The organism is Arthrobacter gengyunqii, assembly GCF_023022985.1.
Classification (GTDB): Bacteria; Actinomycetota; Actinomycetes; order Actinomycetales; family Micrococcaceae; genus Arthrobacter_B; species Arthrobacter_B gengyunqii.
The window spans coordinates 15,282-32,212 of record NZ_CP095461.1 but is presented as its reverse complement, the minus strand read 5'-3'; the positions used below and the strand labels follow the sequence as shown (position 1 = coordinate 32,212).

General features: G+C 64.3%; 16 protein-coding genes and 1 tRNA gene. 10 read left to right on the top strand and 7 right to left on the bottom strand.

Annotation, left to right across the window (positions count from 1 at the left end; translation table 11 throughout):
• Positions 1 to 29: 29 nt before the first annotated feature.
• On the top strand, positions 30 to 1,769 hold the full coding sequence (locus MUG94_RS00155; RefSeq protein ID WP_227907371.1) for a cation:proton antiporter: 1,740 nt from the start codon (positions 30 to 32) through the stop codon (positions 1,767 to 1,769).
• 52 nt (positions 1,770 to 1,821) lie between these two features.
• Here the strand turns inward: MUG94_RS00155 and MUG94_RS00150 are convergent, their stop codons facing one another.
• Both MUG94_RS00150 and MUG94_RS00145 read right to left on the bottom strand, forming a co-directional pair.
• Entirely contained in the window at positions 1,822 to 2,199 is a 378-nt protein-coding gene (locus tag MUG94_RS00150; protein WP_227907368.1) for a VOC family protein, read from the bottom strand.
• Positions 2,200 to 2,260: 61 nt separating this feature from the next.
• The gene (locus MUG94_RS00145) at positions 2,261 to 3,052 is read right to left on the bottom strand and encodes a LysR substrate-binding domain-containing protein (RefSeq protein WP_227907366.1); all 792 of its coding nucleotides are present in this window, start codon (positions 3,050 to 3,052) and stop codon (positions 2,261 to 2,263) included.
• Between the two features lie 103 nt (positions 3,053 to 3,155).
• Between MUG94_RS00145 and MUG94_RS00140 the strand changes: the two genes are divergently transcribed.
• The gene (locus MUG94_RS00140; protein WP_227890962.1) at positions 3,156 to 3,575 is read left to right on the top strand and encodes a DUF5997 family protein; all 420 of its coding nucleotides are present in this window, start codon (positions 3,156 to 3,158) and stop codon (positions 3,573 to 3,575) included.
• A 151-nt stretch (positions 3,576 to 3,726) separates the two neighbouring features.
• Here the strand turns inward: MUG94_RS00140 and MUG94_RS00135 are convergent.
• A tRNA-Leu gene (locus MUG94_RS00135) sits at positions 3,727 to 3,809 on the bottom strand.
• Between the two features lie 375 nt (positions 3,810 to 4,184).
• On the opposite strand from MUG94_RS00135, the gene MUG94_RS00130 reads away from it, so the two are divergent.
• Genes MUG94_RS00130 through pknB form a run of 7 tightly spaced genes read left to right on the top strand, consistent with a single transcriptional unit; the run spans position 4,185 to position 13,578 of the window.
• Complete coding sequence (locus tag MUG94_RS00130; protein ID WP_227907365.1) at positions 4,185 to 4,913, top strand: FHA domain-containing protein; 729 nt, start codon at positions 4,185 to 4,187, stop codon at positions 4,911 to 4,913.
• An 11-nt stretch (positions 4,914 to 4,924) separates the two neighbouring features.
• On the top strand, positions 4,925 to 5,398 hold the full coding sequence (locus MUG94_RS00125) for an FHA domain-containing protein FhaB/FipA (RefSeq protein ID WP_432418089.1): 474 nt from the start codon (positions 4,925 to 4,927) through the stop codon (positions 5,396 to 5,398).
• A 44-nt stretch (positions 5,399 to 5,442) separates the two neighbouring features.
• A complete protein-coding gene (locus MUG94_RS00120; RefSeq protein WP_227907562.1) occupies positions 5,443 to 6,927 on the top strand; it encodes a PP2C family protein-serine/threonine phosphatase in 1,485 nt (494 codons plus the stop codon).
• Entirely contained in the window at positions 6,927 to 8,345 is a 1,419-nt protein-coding gene (locus tag MUG94_RS00115; RefSeq protein ID WP_227907363.1) for an FtsW/RodA/SpoVE family cell cycle protein, read from the top strand. The genes MUG94_RS00120 and MUG94_RS00115 overlap by 1 nt, the downstream gene beginning before the upstream one ends.
• The gene (locus MUG94_RS00110; RefSeq protein ID WP_227890959.1) at positions 8,342 to 9,796 is read left to right on the top strand and encodes a peptidoglycan D,D-transpeptidase FtsI family protein; all 1,455 of its coding nucleotides are present in this window, start codon (positions 8,342 to 8,344) and stop codon (positions 9,794 to 9,796) included. Before MUG94_RS00115 ends, MUG94_RS00110 begins: the two co-directional genes overlap by 4 nt.
• Entirely contained in the window at positions 9,793 to 11,631 is a 1,839-nt protein-coding gene (locus tag MUG94_RS00105; protein ID WP_227907361.1) for a protein kinase domain-containing protein, read from the top strand. Before MUG94_RS00110 ends, MUG94_RS00105 begins: the two co-directional genes overlap by 4 nt.
• A gap of 6 nt (positions 11,632 to 11,637) precedes the next feature.
• Positions 11,638 to 13,578 (top strand): Stk1 family PASTA domain-containing Ser/Thr kinase, encoded by a 1,941-nt coding sequence (gene pknB, locus MUG94_RS00100; protein WP_227890957.1) that lies wholly within the window; start codon positions 11,638 to 11,640, stop codon positions 13,576 to 13,578.
• A gap of 6 nt (positions 13,579 to 13,584) precedes the next feature.
• On the opposite strand, the gene MUG94_RS00095 is transcribed toward pknB, so the two are convergent.
• The 3 genes from MUG94_RS00095 to MUG94_RS00085 are packed head-to-tail and all read right to left on the bottom strand — an operon-like array spanning position 13,585 to position 15,196.
• A complete protein-coding gene (locus tag MUG94_RS00095; RefSeq protein WP_227907360.1) occupies positions 13,585 to 14,247 on the bottom strand; it encodes an aminodeoxychorismate/anthranilate synthase component II in 663 nt (220 codons plus the stop codon).
• 4 nt (positions 14,248 to 14,251) lie between these two features.
• Positions 14,252 to 14,422, bottom strand: a complete 171-nt coding sequence (locus tag MUG94_RS00090; protein WP_227907359.1) for a hypothetical protein — start codon at positions 14,420 to 14,422, stop codon at positions 14,252 to 14,254.
• A complete protein-coding gene (locus MUG94_RS00085; protein WP_227907357.1) occupies positions 14,423 to 15,196 on the bottom strand; it encodes a class E sortase in 774 nt (257 codons plus the stop codon).
• Between the two features lie 246 nt (positions 15,197 to 15,442).
• Here MUG94_RS00085 and MUG94_RS00080 point away from each other — a divergent pair, with 246 nt between their 5' ends.
• Positions 15,443 to 15,694, top strand: coding sequence for a cell division protein CrgA (locus MUG94_RS00080; protein WP_227890953.1), 252 nt, complete (start codon positions 15,443 to 15,445; stop codon positions 15,692 to 15,694).
• A 511-nt stretch (positions 15,695 to 16,205) separates the two neighbouring features.
• Here the strand turns inward: MUG94_RS00080 and MUG94_RS00075 are convergent.
• Positions 16,206 to 16,826, bottom strand: coding sequence for a rhomboid family intramembrane serine protease (locus MUG94_RS00075; protein ID WP_341481639.1), 621 nt, complete (start codon positions 16,824 to 16,826; stop codon positions 16,206 to 16,208).
• Positions 16,827 to 16,931 lie beyond the last annotated feature (105 nt).

Sequence of the window (16,931 nt, the reverse complement as noted above, 5' to 3'; positions counted from 1 at the left end):
ATTAGAATCGTTCACCGCTGTGAACGATAATGGGAGTTGTGGAATTAGCCCTGTTAGCTGTCATCGGCGTGGCTCTCATAGTCACCGTCGCCGCATTTTCCAAGCGGCTCGGCATCGCCGCGCCGCTGATCCTGGTGGTGGTCGGGCTCGGCCTGTCCTATCTGCCGGGTCTGCCAACGTTCACGGTTCCGCACGACGTCATCCTGATGGGCGTGCTGCCCCCGCTGCTCTATGCCGCAGCCGTCAACGTTCCGGTGATGGATTTCCGACGCAACTTCGGTGCCATTTCCAGCTTGTCGGTGTTTCTGGTCCTATTCTCCGCGTTCGCCACCGGGTCTTTACTGTTCGTCCTGCTGCCGGATCTGAACTTTGCCGCCGCCGTCGCGCTGGGCGCAGTGGTCAGCCCGCCGGATGCCGTAGCCGCCACGTCGATTGGAAAGAAGCTCGGCCTGCCGCCGCGCCTGGTGACGGTGCTGGAGGGCGAGGGGCTGGTCAATGACGCCACCGCACTGGTGCTGCTGCGCTCGGCAATTGCGGCCAGCGCCGGTGGTCTGGCCAGCGTCTGGGACGGAGTCGCGGACTTCGGTTTTGCCGTGGTGGCCGCCGTCGCCGTCGGCCTGCTGGTGGGATTCGCTACGGTGTTCATCCGTTCCAAGCTTCACGACCCGGTGCTGGACACGGCCATCTCGTTTGTGGTTCCGTTCCTGGCGTTCATTCCGGCGGAGGAACTGGGCGCCTCCGGCGTCCTGGCCGTGGTGGTGGCCGGCCTGTACACGGGTCATCGGGCGGGTGCGGCCTTCAGTGCGCAGGCGCGGATCAACGACAGCGTCAACTGGCACACCGTCCAGTTCCTCCTGGAAAACGGCGTCTTCCTGCTGATGGGTCTGGAGATCCGCTATTTGGTGGAAAACGTCGATCCCGCCCTGCTGACCGTCCGGGAATCAGTTGGAATCGGCCTGGGTGTCACCGCTCTGCTGATCGTGATCCGCTTCGCCTGGATGGGTCCCCTGATTCTGTTCCTGCGGGCCAAGGTGGGATATCAGGAGCGCCGCACCAACCGCTTCCGGACAGCTCTGGACAGCATGAAGGCCAGGGGGCTGGCCGATGCGCGCACCCAACGCCGCCATACCCGTGGTGAAGAGCTGTACCGCAGGCGCCGGGCGGACGTCGCGCAGCTCCGCAGCGAAGGACTGGACTGGCGCGGAGGCGCCGTCATCGGCTGGTCCGGAATGCGCGGCGTGGTAACGCTGGCCGCGGCCCAGTCCCTGCCGGAAGCGACTCCCTACCGGGAGCAGCTGGTCCTCATCGCCTTCACAGTGGCCGTGGTGACCCTCCTGCTGCAGGGCGGAACCCTCCCCTGGGTCATCCGGATCCTGGGTGTCCGCGGGCGCAACGCCACGGAGGACCAGCGCGATCTGGCAACCCTTCTGGACCAGATCAGCGACGCGGGCCTTAGGGTGCTGGAAAACCCCAATGCCTGCCTGAATGTGGAGGTGGAGGTTGACCCGGACGTGGTGGAACGGGTGCGTCAGAGCACCTTCCTGCGCAGCGAACTGGCATGGGAACGCGTCAAGGCGCTGGGCGCCGGCACTTCAGCCACGCCCCAGCTCCAGTACCGTGAACTGCGCCGCGCCGTCGTCGATGCCGAACGGGAGGCACTGCTGCTAGCACGCCGGGAGGGACATTTCCCTTCCCGCACCCTGGCGGACGCCCAGCGTCTGCTGGATCTGGAGGAGTCCCGGCTCAAACCACGCCTCGGCGAGCACTAAGGCTCTTGGCAGCGGCGCAGGCTCGGGTTAGGCCGGCCGGGCCGGATCGGACCTAGTCCTGATGCAGCTGGATGTAGTTTCCGCAGCCGTCGTCGAACACGGCCTGGGTTCCCATCGCATCAGTGGACGGCGGACCGGTGAACCGGACGCCCAGGGCGCTGAGCCGCGCCATTTCGGCCTCCACATCCGGAACCCCCAGCACCACCGCGGGCAGACCCAAGCCGTACACCCCGCTCCGGTACGCCTCGGCGACCGGATTGTCGCTGGGTTCCAGCAGCAGGCCGGGCCCATCGGGAACACCCGGGGCCTGGACAATGAACAGGTTGAACTCCGGCATCACCATTAAGGGCTCAAAGCCAAGGGTGCCGGTGTAGAAATCGAAGGCCGCAGCCGGATCAGTGACATGGATACTGCTCATTTTTATGCGCATGCGCGAAAGGCTACAACCTGCACTGGCGCGCCGTAAGCGGTACCGGAACAGGTTTTGTTTCTTAGCGGCTCCGGCGGGGCTTTCCGCTCTTGCCGCCCTTGCCGCCCTTGGCCCCGCCCGCCTTGTTCCCGGCGCTGCCCCTGGCACCGGGGCGCCCGGTGGACTTCGACGCCGGCTTGCCTCCGCTTCCCGCTTTCTCGCCGCTTCGGCTCTGCCGCTCTTTCGTCCGTTGGCGGGCCGTGGTCTTCTGCTCTTCCTGAACGGAGGGCTGGCGCGAGCTGTTGGCCGTGCGGCCGCGCACAATCCCCACGAACTCCTCGATACCGGCGTCCTCGGACCCTTCAAGCCAGGCGACAGCAATGCGGGTCGCCGGGAAACCGGTGAGCGGCCGCGCCACAACGTCGCGGCGCGAGTACAACTTGGCCACGGACATTGGCAGAACAAGCAGGCCCGCACCCGAGGCCACCACTTCCATTCCGACGTCGGCGCCTCCCATGTCCTGCAGGTCCAGCAGGATCTCGCCGGCCAAATCAGCCAGGTCCAGCTCCTCGAACGCAGCAACAGCTGAATCTTTGGCCGCTGCCACCACCGGGCGCTCCTCATAGAGGGCAATGACGCTCAGGTCCGGGGGACGGACAAATCCCTCCTCCGGCACGCGCACAAACACCAGATCCGCGCGGCCGGCACGCAGTTCGTCGAAGACCGTGTCCTCGCCGCATTGATAGGAGTGCAGCTCGCGGTCCTGTCGTTCCGTCCACCGGCCAATCCATTTTCCGGGCGTCACTCCGGGAACATAAGCCAGCGTCAGCGGACGAGCCGGGCGGGTCTGGCGGGGGGAAGCGTCTGTTGGCACCTTTTCAGGTTAGCCCAGGCCGCTCCTCCGTCTATCCGCCGCCGGCGCGGTGCGCCCCTCCGTGTGCTCCCGGGCCGGTGCCCGCGGCGGATATCCTAGGTAGATGACTTCCGAGAAATCCCAATCCATGAAACCTGCCACGGCAGCCAAGAAACTGGGCATCTACCTGCCCGCAGCGCCGCAGGAGTTCCAGGACGGGCCCATCTCCCGCGCCCAGTTCGACGAGCTCCAGGCCAATCCCCCGGAGTGGCTCGTTGAACTGCGCCGCAACGGACCCCACCCCCGCCCCGTGGTGGCCCAGAAGCTCAACATCTCCATCAGCGGTCTCACCCGTTCGGGAATCACCGACGCGCTGACCACGGCCGAGATCACCGCGCTGCTGGCTGCCCCGCCGGCATGGCTGGTTGAAGAACGGGCCAGCTTCGCCGCCGTCCGCGAAGAAGCCAAGCGAGTGAAGGAAGCCGAGGCCAAGAAGGCCCGCAAGGCCGAGCAGGCTGCACAGCACGCAAACAAGCAGGCCTAAAGACCCATGCCCGGCCCCGGTGCCGCCCTTCTTCTCTGAACCGCCTTCAGAGAAGAAGGGCGGCACGGTCTTGCTGGGGGCCATACGGGTGCTGCCGTTCAGGGCATAAAAAAATCACCCCGGCTTATTCAGCCGGGGTGATTCTTGTTAGTGCGCGAGGGGGGATTTGAACCCCCACGCCCTTTCGGACACTGGCACCTGAAGCCAGCGCGTCTGCCGTTCCGCCACTCGCGCAAAATGGTTTCCCGTGGTGAGTGTGCATTCAGTCTCATCAACCTTCAGCGTCTCGATTCCTCGGGAACAGCAGAATCAAGCATACCCACATTTTCGGGAAACACCTAAACGGCCGGCGGAGGGGGCCAAATTCCGCGCCGCGACAGGGAATTTGCGGTCCGTCACCACGCGGAGCCGTACCCGTGGAGCCACCCTTTTCCTCAGGACCGTGCCGTTTCGCCACAGGGGAACCCCGTGCGCCCGTTAGGTTGTTTGTTGGGAGACACCAGTACTATCGAAGAGGACCTTTGTATCCTTGGCCTGCCATGACGGGGCCATGACGGGGTCACAGCATCCGACGGACAGTCCGGACAGAATCTAGGGAAGGAGGCGATCATGGGCTTACTCGATAACGTTGAACGCGGCATCGAAAAGGTTGTGCGAGGTGCCTTCTCCACGGGTTCCTCCGGCCGGGTGGAACCCCTCGAGCTGGCCATCGCCCTGCGGCGCGAACTCGACGAGCGTTCCTTCACCGTGGGCCAGGGCCGCACATTGGCACCCAATGTCTTTACCGCCCGCCTGTCCGATGCTGATTTCAAACGCGCGCAGGAGTGGGGAGCGCCGCTGGCGGAGGAACTGTGCGACGTCGTCATCAAGCATGCCCGCAGCCAGTCCTACACCCTCCAGGGGCCGGTGCGGGTCTCCTTCACCCGCGATTCAGAGTTGAAGGCCGGAGTGCTTGAGGTCGACTCCGCCACGGAGAAGGCCGGAGCCCCCGCACCGCGGCAGCCCGCTCCGCCCGCACCGCAGCAGGTACCCGCACGCATGCAGCCCGTTCTGGACATCGACGGACAGCGGTATTCACTCAATGCGCCGTCAGTTGTGCTCGGACGGTCCTCCGAGGCAGATATCCTCGTTGATGACACCGGCGTATCCCGCCGGCATCTGGAAATCCGCACCCAAAACGGTGTCAGCCGCGCCATCGACCTTGGCTCCACAAACGGAAGCTTCGTCAACGGCCAAAAAGTACAAGGGGAAGCAGATCTCACGGATGGTTCGACTATTGCGATGGGCCGCACCCGCATCACCTTCCGCCTCCTTCCCGTCCGGACCGGAGGACGTTAGTGGACGGTAGTTTGATTTTGACCCTGCTGCGGTACGGGTTCCTGCTCCTGCTCTGGCTGATGGTCATCAGCGTTGTCGGCGCCATCCGGCGTGACCTGGTGGTGGGCAGCCGCAACCGCACCGGCACACCCACCGCCCGTCAGATCCGCAAGAATCCCGACTTGGAGAAACAGGCACCCGCTCCGGTGAAGGTCCCGGCGCGGCAGGTCGTCGTCACCGAAGGTCCCCTCCGCGGCACCACCCTGGAGCTGGCCTCCAGCCCGATTCTGCTCGGCCGTGCCCAGGAAGCGACGCTGGTGCTGGAGGACGACTATGCCTCGGGCCGGCATGCCCGCCTGTTCCCCCAGGGCAGCCGCTGGTTCATTGAGGACCTTGGGTCCACCAACGGCACCTTCCTGGCCGGCAGCCAGCTGACGCGCGCCCTCCCGGTGGATCCCGGGGTTCCCATCCGCATTGGCAAGACGGTCCTTGAGTTGAGGCCTTGACGGTGGCTCTGGTTCTCAAATACGCAGCACGGTCCGATGTAGGCATGGTCCGCCTGAAGAATGACGACTCTGCCTATGTGGGCCGGTACCTTGCCGTCGTCGCCGACGGTATGGGCGGCCACGCCGGTGGCAATGTCGCATCCGCCTCCACCGTCCTGGACCTGGTTCATCTGGACCAGAGAGAGCACGACGACGAGGCACTCACCGTGCTCGCAGACGAGATCCAGGCCGCAAACTCCCTGCTCTCGGAGTTGGTCACCACCAGCCCGCAGTTGTCCGGCATGGGAACCACAGTGACCGCGCTGCTGCTGAACGGGAACAAGTTCGCCTTTGCCCATATTGGCGATTCACGTGCCTACCGTCTCAAGGACGGCGTCTTTGAACAGATCAGCATTGACCACACCTTCGTCCAGCGGCTGATTGACGAAGGCCGCCTCCGCCCCGAAGAAGCCGAAGTCCATCCCCATAAGAACGTCCTCATGCGCGTTCTGGGAGATGTGGATGCCAGCCCCGAACTTGATCTGGACACCTTTGACGTGGAACCGGGCGAGAAATGGCTCCTCTGTTCCGACGGCCTGACCGCCGTCCTCCGCGACTCTGATATTGAGAACGTCCTGCGGAACACCAACGACATCCAGCGCTGCGTCGACATCCTGGTTGAGCTCACTCTTTCCGGCGGCTCACCTGACAACGTGACGGTTGCCGTCCTGGAAATTGCCGAAGTGCCGGATGATGCCCCGGCTGACGACGAACCTGTCTCCGCGCAGGTTTCCGCCGCCGGAACCGTCACGGGCGGACCGGGCACCGGATCTCCTGCCGTTCCGCTGACGGGGCGCGATATCACGGACACGGAAGCGGACGACGACGAGCCCGCCCGCGCGGAGCTGATCCGCCAGGATTTGTCCCAGCGCCCGCACATGCTGGTGGGTGCGGCGTCACTGGCCACCGAAACCGGTCAGATCCCCATTGTCACCAAGCGCTCCGCCGAACGCCGCGCCGCACGCCTGCTCACCCACAAGGCGGCACCCGTGTCAGAGTCACCCGCCCCTGAGCACCCCGAATCCAAGCCGCGGCGCCGCTGGCTCGTACCGGCTTTCCTTGCGCTGCTGGCGGTCCTGCTGGCCGCCGTTCTCTGGGTCGGTTACACCTGGACGCAGACCCGCTACTACGTCGGTTCCAGCGACAACAGCGTGGCCATCTACAACGGCGTTTCGCAGTCCCTGGGCCCCATCAAGCTCTCATCCGTCACCGAGCAAACGGACATTCCACTGGACAGCCTGCCTGAATACCAGCGCAACCGGGTGGAAGGCACCATCCCTGCCAAGGATCTGCTTCATGCCGAGCAGATCGTTGAAGACCTCCGGGGCACCGCCCGGGTAAGCAGCTGCGGGCCGTCCGCTCCCGCAACGCCGGCCGAGGCCAAGGCGAGCCCCAGCGCCGGCGCCACCCCCAGCCCCACGGCATCCGCCGTTTCCTCAGCGGCGGCCGGGCCGGCCGCTGATCCGGAAAATTGCGGAGGACAGAAGTAATGTCAGATATGCTGACGGTTCCCAAGTCACGGCGCAATATCGAGGCCGTGCTGCTGCTGCTTGCCCTCGTGGTGGGCATCGGCGCCAACATGGTGGTGGGCCTGGACCAGGACCGCGCCTTCGACTCGGATTTTTGGACGCAGGGAGCCACCCTCGTGGGACTGGTTCTTGCCTTCCACATAGTGCTGCGGATCCGCGCTAAATATGCCGACCCGGTAATACTTCCGATCGTCACGGCGCTCAACGGAATCGGCCTCGCCATGATCCACCGCCTGGACATAGCGAACAACGAGACCGCCGCGGATCGGCAGCTGCTCTGGAGCGCCCTCGCCGTCGCCGCGGCAATCGCCGTGTTCTTTGTGATCAAGGACCACCGGATCCTGCGCCGATACACCTATATTTCCCTGATCGTCAGCGCCATCCTGCTGCTGCTGCCTCTGACGCCCATCGGGCTGGAACTCAATGGTGCCCGCATTTGGATCCAGGTCGGCTCCGGAACCTTCCAGCCCGGCGAAATCGCCAAAATTACGCTCGCTATATTCTTTGCCGGGTATCTATCCACCAACCGCGACCTCATCCTGCTGGCGGGCCGCAAGGTTGGCCCGCTGCAGCTGCCCCGGTTCAAGGACCTCGGTCCCATGATCGCGGCCTGGCTCGTCAGCATCGGAGTGTTGGTCCTGCAGCGTGATCTGGGATCCTCCATCCTGTTCTTTGGCCTCTTCATGGCCATGATCTATGTGGCCACGAGCCGCGTCAGCTGGGTCCTCATCGGCGTTGCGCTGCTCACCGCCGGCGGCCTGGTGGCCATGCAGCTTTTCAGCCACGTCGCACTGCGGATCGACGGCTGGATCAATGCCTTCGACCCGGAGGTTATCGACCGTCCGGGCGGCAGCTGGCAGGTGGTCCAGGGGCTGTTTGGGCTGGCCAGCGGCGGACTCGCCGGAACCGGTCTGGGACAGGGCCGGCCGGATCTGGTCATCTACGCCAATTCAGACATGATCATTGCCGCCCTGGGCGAAGAGCTCGGCCTCATCGGCATTTTCGCAATCGTGCTGCTGTACGTGCTCCTGGTGTCCCGCGGATTCCGGGCAGCCCTGGGCACCCGCGACGGGTTCGGCAAACTGCTGGCCTGCGGATTGTCCTTCACGATCGCACTGCAGTGCTTCGTAGTGATCGGCGGGGTCACCCGCCTGATTCCGCTCACCGGGCTGACCACGCCGTTCATGTCCGCCGGCGGTTCCTCGCTGCTGGCCAACTGGATCATTGTTGCCCTGCTGCTGCTGATCTCCGAGGCCGCCCGCCGTCCTGCCGCCATGGGACCGATGACCGGTCCCATGGTCCCGGCCATGCAGGACGCATCGGCGACTCCGGCCAAGCTCAAACGATCACTGAGGAAAAAGGAGGCAAGCGGCTCATGAATCAAGCCATCCGGAACAGCTGGATCGTGGCCCTGTCCATGTTTGTCCTCATTCTCGGTTCGCTGACCTACGTCCAGTTCTTTGCAGCCGAAGAACTCAACGCGAACCCGAACAACAACCGCACGATCTACAAGAACTTCGGCCAGAACCGCGGCTCCATCCTGGTGGACGGGGCACCGATCGCAGAATCGGTGCCTTCAGGCGACCAGTTCAACTTCCAGCGCGTGTACTACGAGCCGGAACTGTATTCGCAGCTCACCGGGTACTTCTCCCTGGTCAGCGGCGTAACACAGCTGGAACGGGTTATGGACAAGGAACTCACGGGCACCAGTGACCAGCAGTTCTACGACCGCCTGGTGCAGCTCGTTTCCGGCAACCAGCCGCAGGGTGCCTCTGTTGAGCTGACGATCGATCCCGACCTGCAGCGGATGGCTTATGACCTCATTCCCGAAGGGCAGAAGGGCTCCATTGTCATGATGGAGCCGAAGACGGGGAACATCCTGGCCATGGTTTCCAAGCCCAGCTATGACACCAACCTCCTGGCGGGCCACGACACTAAAGTCGTGGAGCAGAACATGCAGGAGCTGCTCACGGTGGAAGGCCTGTCTCCCTACACCAATGCCGCCACCGAATCGCTGCTGGCACCCGGCTCGGTCTTCAAGCTGGTTGATGCCGCCGCTGCACTGGAGTCCGGTGATTACGACGCCGACTCACAGATCGACAATCCCTCGGAGCTTCCCCTGCCCGGAACCAACATCTCGCTGCCGAACTTCACGAATGGAAACTGCGGCGCCCGGTCGGAGGCCACCATCGGATTTGCCCTCGAGCAGTCCTGCAACACCGTTTTTGCCCAAATCGCCTGGGATCTCGGTGAAGATGCGATCGTCTCCCAAGCGGAGAAGTTCGGTTGGAACACCGCCCTGCACCTTCCCGAGCGCGGCATCGACCGGGTGGTCGCCAGCGGCTTCCCCACGGAGCTGGACCAGGCCCAGCTGGCCCAGGCAGCCATCGGGCAGTACAGCGTCACGGCCACGCCGCTCCAAATCGCGATGATGTCCTCCGCCATCGCCAACAACGGAGTGCAGATGACGCCCAACCTGATCCGCAATATCCGGGCAGCCGACCTGTCGATCATCGACGAGCCGGAGCCTGAAGTCCTGAACACCTCCGTCAGTCCGGAAACGGCCCGGCAGCTCACCGATTGGATGGTTGGCGTCGTGGACAACGGCACAGCTTCCGCAGCACGGATCCCCGGTGTGAAGGTGGCCGGCAAAACCGGCACGGCTGAAGTTCAGGACCGTGGCGACAATGCCTGGTTTACCGGCTTCGCACCCGCCGACGACCCCGAAGTGGTCATCTCCATCGTCATGGAAGACGTGGAACTGACCACCGGTGCCCAATTGACCACTCCAAGCGCGCAGAAACTCCTAGAGGCGGTGTTGAATAAGTGAGGCCTACATCGGGTATCACCTTAGGCGGCAGATTCCAGCTGACCGACCGTATTGCCATTGGCGGTATGGGCGAAGTCTGGAAGGCACGGGACCTGGTCCTGGGCCGCATTGTTGCCATTAAGATCCTCAAGGAGGAGTACACGGGGGATCCCGGGTTCCTCAACCGGTTCCGGGCCGAGGCACGCCACACCGCCCTGCTTAACCATGAGGGCATCGCCAATGTCTTCGACTACGGCGAAGAGGAGGGTTCGGCGTACCTTGTCATGGAACTGGTGCCCGGACTGCCGCTTTCCTCCATCATCGAACGCGACAAGAGCCTCCCGCCGGACCGCACCCTCTCCATCATCGGGCAGACCGCCACCGCGCTGGCTGCAGCCCACAAGCAGGGACTCGTCCACCGCGACGTCAAGCCCGGCAACCTGCTGATCCTGCCCGACGGCCGGGTCAAGATCACCGACTTCGGCATCGCCCGCCTCGCCGACCAGGTGCCGCTGACCGCTACCGGCCAGGTCATGGGAACGGCCCAGTACCTGGCGCCCGAGCAGGCCACCGGGCAGCAGGCCACCGGTTCCAGCGACATCTACGCGCTTGGTGTCATTGGCTACGAGCTGCTGGCCGGCACCCGCCCCTTCTCCGGTGAATCCCAGATCGCCATTGCGCTGGCACAGGTCAATGACACGCCGCCTCCGCTGCCCGAGAGCATTCCGCTGCCGGTCCGCGCGCTCATTATGTCCATGCTGGCCAAGGATCCGGCGGACCGGCCGTCCGACGCCGAGGCCCTGGCCCGCGCCGTCGCCGCCATCCGCCGCGGAGACATCACTGCTGCCGAAGCAGCGGTCCCCGGGATGCTGCTCTTTGGCGGCGGCGGAGCAACTGCCGTTAACGATGCCGTCACCGCACCGGTGCCGACAGCCGGCACATCCGCCACCCGCGTCGTGAACACCTCGCCTTCCACGTCCGCACTTCCCACCGTTGCGGGAGCAGCAGTGGGAGCAGACGCCGCCACCGGCGAAGTAGCGGCGTCACGGGACTGGACCGATGAAGAAGTCGACGACGTCGATGACGCAGGCAACGGCGACGGAACCGGTGACGATGCACCGGCGAAGCGCCGCAGCCCCTGGACCATTCCGCTCATCGCGCTCCTGGTGCTGCTGGTGGGCGCGGCGATTGCCGCCGTCGTGCTGACGGGTAACAACGACGACGATCCCGCTCCGGCACCGGCCACCAGCTCGGCGGCCCCCAGTCCCAGCACCACTTCGCGGTCTGCTTCTCCGGCTCCGTCGAGGACGCAGTCATCAGCGCCGTCCGAGACACCCTCGGAGGATGCCGATGAGATCACCGTCAACGCTGCCAGTTACGAAGGCCGCTCCTTTGAAGAGGTGCGGGCTGAACTGACCAATCTGGGTCTTCGCGTCAGCGCAAACCAGGTGGAGTCCTCCGATTACCCGGAAGGCGTTGTGATCAGCATCGACCCCGCGGGAGTGCTGTCCCGCGGTGACAACGTCACCGTCACCTACTCCGCCGGGGCTCCCACACCGGAGATGTCCACCGTTCCCAGCGGCCTGTCCGGATTGTCGGGGAGCGCCGCGGAACAGCAGATCCTCGGCGCCGGCCTGGTTCCGGTCAACGGCGGAACCCAGGCGTCAAGCCAGCCCGCCGGAACCGTAGTCGCCGTCAATCCGTCCGAGGGTGCGCCCCTGCCGCAGGGTTCCACTGTCACGTACTTCACCTCCGAGGGACCCGTGACGCCCCCTTCCACGAGCGTTCCCGAGCCGACGGCCACCTCCGCGGACAGCGTTCCGGCGAAGCCCAACACGGCTCCCTCGGACCGGTAATCAGACATGAGCGCAGAATTCCTCAAGGGACAGCCCACGCTGAACACTGAACGGGTACTCAACGGCCGTTACGAGATCGGCGAGCTCATTGGGCGCGGCGGCATGGCGGACGTCTACCTCGGCCGTGACATCAGGCTGGGCCGTTCCGTTGCCATCAAGGTGCTGCGCCCGGACCTCGCCCGCGACCCCCTTTTCCAGTCCCGGTTCCGGCGTGAAGCCCAGGCCGTGGCCGGACTGAACCACCCCGCCATCGTCAGTGTCTACGACACCGGTGACCAGGAATCACCCGGGGCTTCCCCCGAGGACGTCCGGCTGCCCTTCATCGTGATGGAGTATGTCCAGGGCCGCACCCTCCGGGACCTGGTCAAGGCCGGTGAAATCACCACTGATAAAGCTGTCGACTACGCGCTGGGCGTTCTTTCCGCGCTGGAATACAGCCACCGGTCAGGCATTGTGCACCGCGACATCAAACCCGCCAATGTCATGGTCACCTCCGATGGCGGAGTCAAGGTCATGGACTTCGGAATCGCCCGTGCCATGGCTGATTCCGCTGCCACCATGACCCAAACCCAGGCGGTCATCGGCACTGCACAGTATCTGTCGCCGGAGCAGGCCCGCGGCGAAACCGTGGATGCCCGCAGCGACCTTTATTCAGCCGCCTGCCTGCTGTTTGAGATGCTCGCCGGCCGCCCTCCCTTCATTGGTGACAGCCCGGTCTCCGTGGCGTACCAGCATGTCCGGGAAATACCGCCCGCCGCCAGCAGCTTCAACCCTGAGATTCCGGCCTCACTGGACGCTGTGCTGGAACGCGGCCTGGCCAAGGACCGTGCCGACCGCTACCAAGATGCGCATGAATTCCGGGACGCGCTCCTTAGCGCCCGGAGCGGAGCAGCGGCCGCCGTGGACCCGTCCCCTGCCACCCATCCGACCGAGGCCCTGACGGTGTCTCCGGCCAAGCGTGCCGCCGTCGAGATCAGTCCCATCGAAGACGAACCCAGGACGCGGGCCATGGCGCGGGTCCTCGCCGGCGGACCGCTCACCACTGATTCCGCGGAGAAAGACAACCACGACGACGGTGAGGTTCCGGCAGCACTGGCCATCGGCACCACCGGAGACCGTGATCCGGACCAGAAGGCCCGGCGCCGGGCATGGATCACCACGCTGATCATCGTTCTGATTCTTCTGCTCGGAGCGGGTTCCGTCCTGGCCTACAACATGCTCAATCCCAAGGAAACCGCACCGGTAACCAAGCTGATGCCCAGCGTTCAGTCCAAGACGCAGACAGATGCCCTGAACATCATCATGGACGCCGGCTTTGGGGCGCCCACCATCGAGCAGCAGTACAGCGACACAGTGAAGGCCGGCCTGGCCATCGGAACCGAGCCCGAGGGCGGCACCGAGGTTGCGCTGGACCGCAAGGTCATCCTGTACATTTCACAGGGCCCCTCACAAGTGGTGATACCGGAGAATCTGCCCGGCATGACCGAGCCGGAAGCCCGGGATACCCTGCGCAAACTCAATCTCCAGGGCGGGGCCACCACCGAGGCCAACAGTGCCACGGTCGCCGCGGGCAGGGTCCTGTCCTCCACCCCCGCCGTTGGAGAGTCCGTCCCGACGGGCACCACGGTGGATCTGGTGCTGTCCACCGGCAAGGTGACGGTTCCGGACCTGGTGGGAAGTCCGCTGGAGACCGCGCAGGCCATCATGTCAGATCCGAACATAGCGCTGACCATCACCGTCGATGAAGTTGAAAACGCCGTCCTGGAGCCGGGCACTGTGACCGCTCAAAGCGTTGAAGGCGGCATGGACGTTGACCAGGGCAGCACCATCTCCCTGACCGTGGCCAAGGCACCGGCGGCCCCCACCGAAGAGGCTTCTCCGAGCGCTCCCGCTACGCCTGATCCGTCACCGTCGGAGGCGACGAAAAAGAAGAAGAACGACGACTAGAGATCCTCAGCGCGGGAGGTTCTCCCGTGTTGTGGACATAAGCGGGCTGAGGGTGGCGGCGTGGGCCGCCGCTCCGGCCAGCCCCAATCCTTCAAGCCAGTTGCCCAGCATCTGGTAACCGCCCTCGGTCAGAACGGACTCAGGATGGAACTGGACGCCGGACAGGGGAGCCGATACATGCCTCAGGCCCATAATAATTCCGTTCTCGGTCCGCGCCGTGACCTCGAGTTGGTCGGGAATGGTGTCCGCGACCGCCGCCAGCGAATGATAGCGCGTGGCTGTTACCGGACTTTGCAACCCCTGGAACACATCGGTGCCCCCGTGCCGGACTGAGGACGTTTTACCGTGCATCAGTTCAGGGGCGTGTGTCACGGTGCCGCCGTAGGCTTCGGCCAGCGCCTGGTGTCCGAGGCAGATTCCGAGCATGGGCTTGCTGTTCTCTCCGCACCAGCGGATCAGATCAATGCACACGCCTGCCTCCGCCGGGGCGCCGGGACCCGGTGAGACCAGCACCCCGTCACGCGCGGCGGCCAGGTCGACCGCCTCGGCCAGGCTGACGTCGTCGTTGCGCACCACTGTGGTTTCGGCTCCCAGCTGCTGCAGGTAGCCCACCAGCGTGTAGACGAAGCTGTCGTAATTGTCGACGACCAGTATGCGGATGCTGCTCATATGGCTAGGAACCTTCAATCGTGGAATCAGTGAGGGGGCTGAGGAAACTGAATTCGGAGAACCACGGGAAGACCCAGGTCATGAGCAGAAGCACCGCACCGGCTATGAGGACGAGGGCGATGAGGATCCGCACCCAGAGGGGACCCGGCAGGCTCCGAAAGATCCAACCGTACATTTAGCCTGCTCCTTCGGCATTGTGGGCAACCTGGGATGCAATCTCCGCCGGGGGGCCGGCCGAGAGGGGCTGCCAGGAGTCCATCACCGCATACGCGATGATGCGCTCCTCGGCGCCGAACCGGGGGTTGCAGCTGGTCAGGGTGAGGAAGCGTTCAGTTGGCTCCGCCTCCGGCTGCGTCGGCACCGGCGCAATCACATCCACGCGGTTCGGCAGGACTATCTGGTTGTTGCGGTAGACGTAGCTGTAATAGCCGTCTTGTGTCTGCACGTAAATGTTATCGCCGGGAACGAGCGTGTGGATGGCGTCGAGAACCTGTCCGTGCGTTTGCCGGTGGCCCGCCATCGCAAAGTTGCCCACCTCTCCGGGCATGGCGGTGGAGGGATAGTGCCCCAGCCCCAGCGAATCAAGCACCGCGGTTCCCACACCACTTGTCACCGGCCGTGAATAGGTGTCACCGAACCGCGGAATGTAGACCACGGCAAACGTTGTGCCTTCTGCTTCAATGGCAGGCAGAACCGCCGGGTCTCCGTAGTCCGGACCGTCCGCGGAGGTCTCCGGCACCGGCTCCACCGGACCGTCGAATTCCTTAAACAGACTGCCCAGTGCCTGTTCCTGCTTGCGGTTGGCGTCGATGTTGGTCCACCAAAGCTCCCACACCACGTACAGGACCAGCAGCAGGCCCAGGGTAATCAGCAGTTCTCCAACAATTTGAATGATCCACTGGCCGGCGCTGCGCCTTTTCCCGCCGCTGCGGGTGCCGTGAGACCCCATGGAAACTGAAGCTTCCCTGCGAGAGCTGGCCACGGTTCCCCTTTCATGAAGTAAATCCTGGCAGGCACGGACGGCACGCAGACGGCGCGCCATTCGCTACGATGAGTACAAGGGAAACAGCCAGGTGCGGTGGCAGCCCCCAGTCAGGATACAGCCGGGCAGCAGCCCGGCGCGGCAGCACTGCACCCGTGGCCCCGCCATGACCGTACAGACCGGCGTACAGAGCCGGTTCCGCTAGGAGGATCCGTGCCTGAGTCGAAGTCCCGCAAAAAGCCCGCAGCCACACCGCCCGCCGCCAAAGCATCGTCAGCCCCGAAGCCGAACCCGGTCTGGTACAAGCCGGTCATGTTTGGCCTGATGATCATTGGCCTGTTGTGGATTATCGTTTTCTACATTTCCCAAGGCGAATATCCGGTGCCGGCCCTGGGCGCCGGCAACATCCTGGTTGGTTTCGGCGTTGCCATCGTCGGCTTCCTGATGACCACGCGCTGGCGCTGACCAATTATAACCGGCTCACCCCCGGATAGTGCCGGCACCGCCTTTCCGTTCCGACCAGACGCCTCCGCTGCTTCCCGCAGCGGAGGCGTCTTTTTTTGCCTGCCTGTGCAGAACGGTTGTACACACACTGTGCACAGAGTTATCCACAGGTGTGTGTAACTTTTTCTCCCGCCTTCGGAAATTCCCCGGATTGGCGGGGCTGAGAGTTATCCACAGCTGTGGAATTACATGTGTGTAACTCCGTTTTGCCTCTGGATAACCTGTTCACAGGGTGGCCACCAACCTGTGGATAACTCGTGGGGTTGGGGATAAGCCGTCACACGCGGCTGTCTGGTTCCGGCTCCAAAGTTCCACCGCGCCTCCTCCGTTCAGTCCTGAACGGGCCTTAATCGTCGCGGGTTTTGCGCGCTCACTGCTGTGCCCCGCCCGATTGGAGACCCGGCTGACCCAACGAGTTATTAACACTGTGGGTATCCCTGTGGATAACGCAGGACGGCTGTGGATCCCCGCCTCAGACCAGTCCCCGGGCTGCTGCGAGCACCGCTGTCATGGTGCACAGGAACACAACGATTCCCGCCAGTCCGGCAAACTGCACCAGGGAACGGTTCTTACTCTTGGGTGCGTAGACGAGCACTGCGGCGCAGGCGACGCCGGTCAGCAACCCGCCCAGGTGCGCCTGCCAGGCAATGTTGGGCACAAAGAATCCCAGCGCAAAGTTGGCCGCCAGCAGGATCAGCACCGACCGCACGCTGGCCCGCCGTTGGAGCAGAACCACCAGCAGGGCTCCAAAGAGGCCGAAAATTGCTCCTGAGGCACCGACAACGGGCTGGTTGACCGGGCTGAGGATCAGCACCCCCACGGATCCTCCCAGTGCTGAAACAAGGTACAGCAGCGCAAAGCGCAGCCGGCCGAGCTGCGGTTCCAGCCCCTGGCCCAGGAACCAGAGGGCATAGAGGTTGAAGGCTATGTGCAGCAGTCCCGATGGGGAGTGCAGGAAGGCGGAAGACAGCATCCGCCAGGGTTCGCTCCCGGTGTACAGCGGCGCGTACCAAAGCTCGTAGGTGAAGGGCGGGTAGAAGAACTGGATGGCGAAGAAGGCCGCGCAGATCACCATCAGGGTGATGGTAACCACCGGTTTTCCACCGGACACCTTTCCGCCGTAGGGCGTCCGGTAGGCGGGGGACTGGCGGCGGCTTTCCGAAAAGCAGTCCACGCACTGGATGCCCACCGGTGCTGC

Excerpts from the sequence above, each read along its gene's own strand:
- MUG94_RS00155 (WP_227907371.1), top strand. The coding sequence starts at position 30 with ATGGGAGTTGTGGAATTAGCCCTGTTAGCTGTCATCGGCGTGGCTCTC.
- MUG94_RS00150 (WP_227907368.1), bottom strand. The coding sequence starts at position 2,199 with ATGCGCATAAAAATGAGCAGTATCCATGTCACTGATCCGGCTGCGGCC.
- MUG94_RS00140 (WP_227890962.1), top strand. The coding sequence starts at position 3,156 with ATGACTTCCGAGAAATCCCAATCCATGAAACCTGCCACGGCAGCCAAG.
- MUG94_RS00130 (WP_227907365.1), top strand. The coding sequence starts at position 4,185 with ATGGGCTTACTCGATAACGTTGAACGCGGCATCGAAAAGGTTGTGCGA.
- MUG94_RS00120 (WP_227907562.1), top strand. The coding sequence starts at position 5,443 with ATGGTCCGCCTGAAGAATGACGACTCTGCCTATGTGGGCCGGTACCTT.
- MUG94_RS00115 (WP_227907363.1), top strand. The coding sequence starts at position 6,927 with ATGTCAGATATGCTGACGGTTCCCAAGTCACGGCGCAATATCGAGGCC.
- MUG94_RS00110 (WP_227890959.1), top strand. The coding sequence starts at position 8,342 with ATGAATCAAGCCATCCGGAACAGCTGGATCGTGGCCCTGTCCATGTTT.
- pknB (WP_227890957.1), top strand. The coding sequence starts at position 11,638 with ATGAGCGCAGAATTCCTCAAGGGACAGCCCACGCTGAACACTGAACGG.
- MUG94_RS00095 (WP_227907360.1), bottom strand. The coding sequence starts at position 14,247 with ATGAGCAGCATCCGCATACTGGTCGTCGACAATTACGACAGCTTCGTC.
- MUG94_RS00090 (WP_227907359.1), bottom strand. The coding sequence starts at position 14,422 with ATGTACGGTTGGATCTTTCGGAGCCTGCCGGGTCCCCTCTGGGTGCGG.
- MUG94_RS00085 (WP_227907357.1), bottom strand. The coding sequence starts at position 15,196 with ATGGGGTCTCACGGCACCCGCAGCGGCGGGAAAAGGCGCAGCGCCGGC.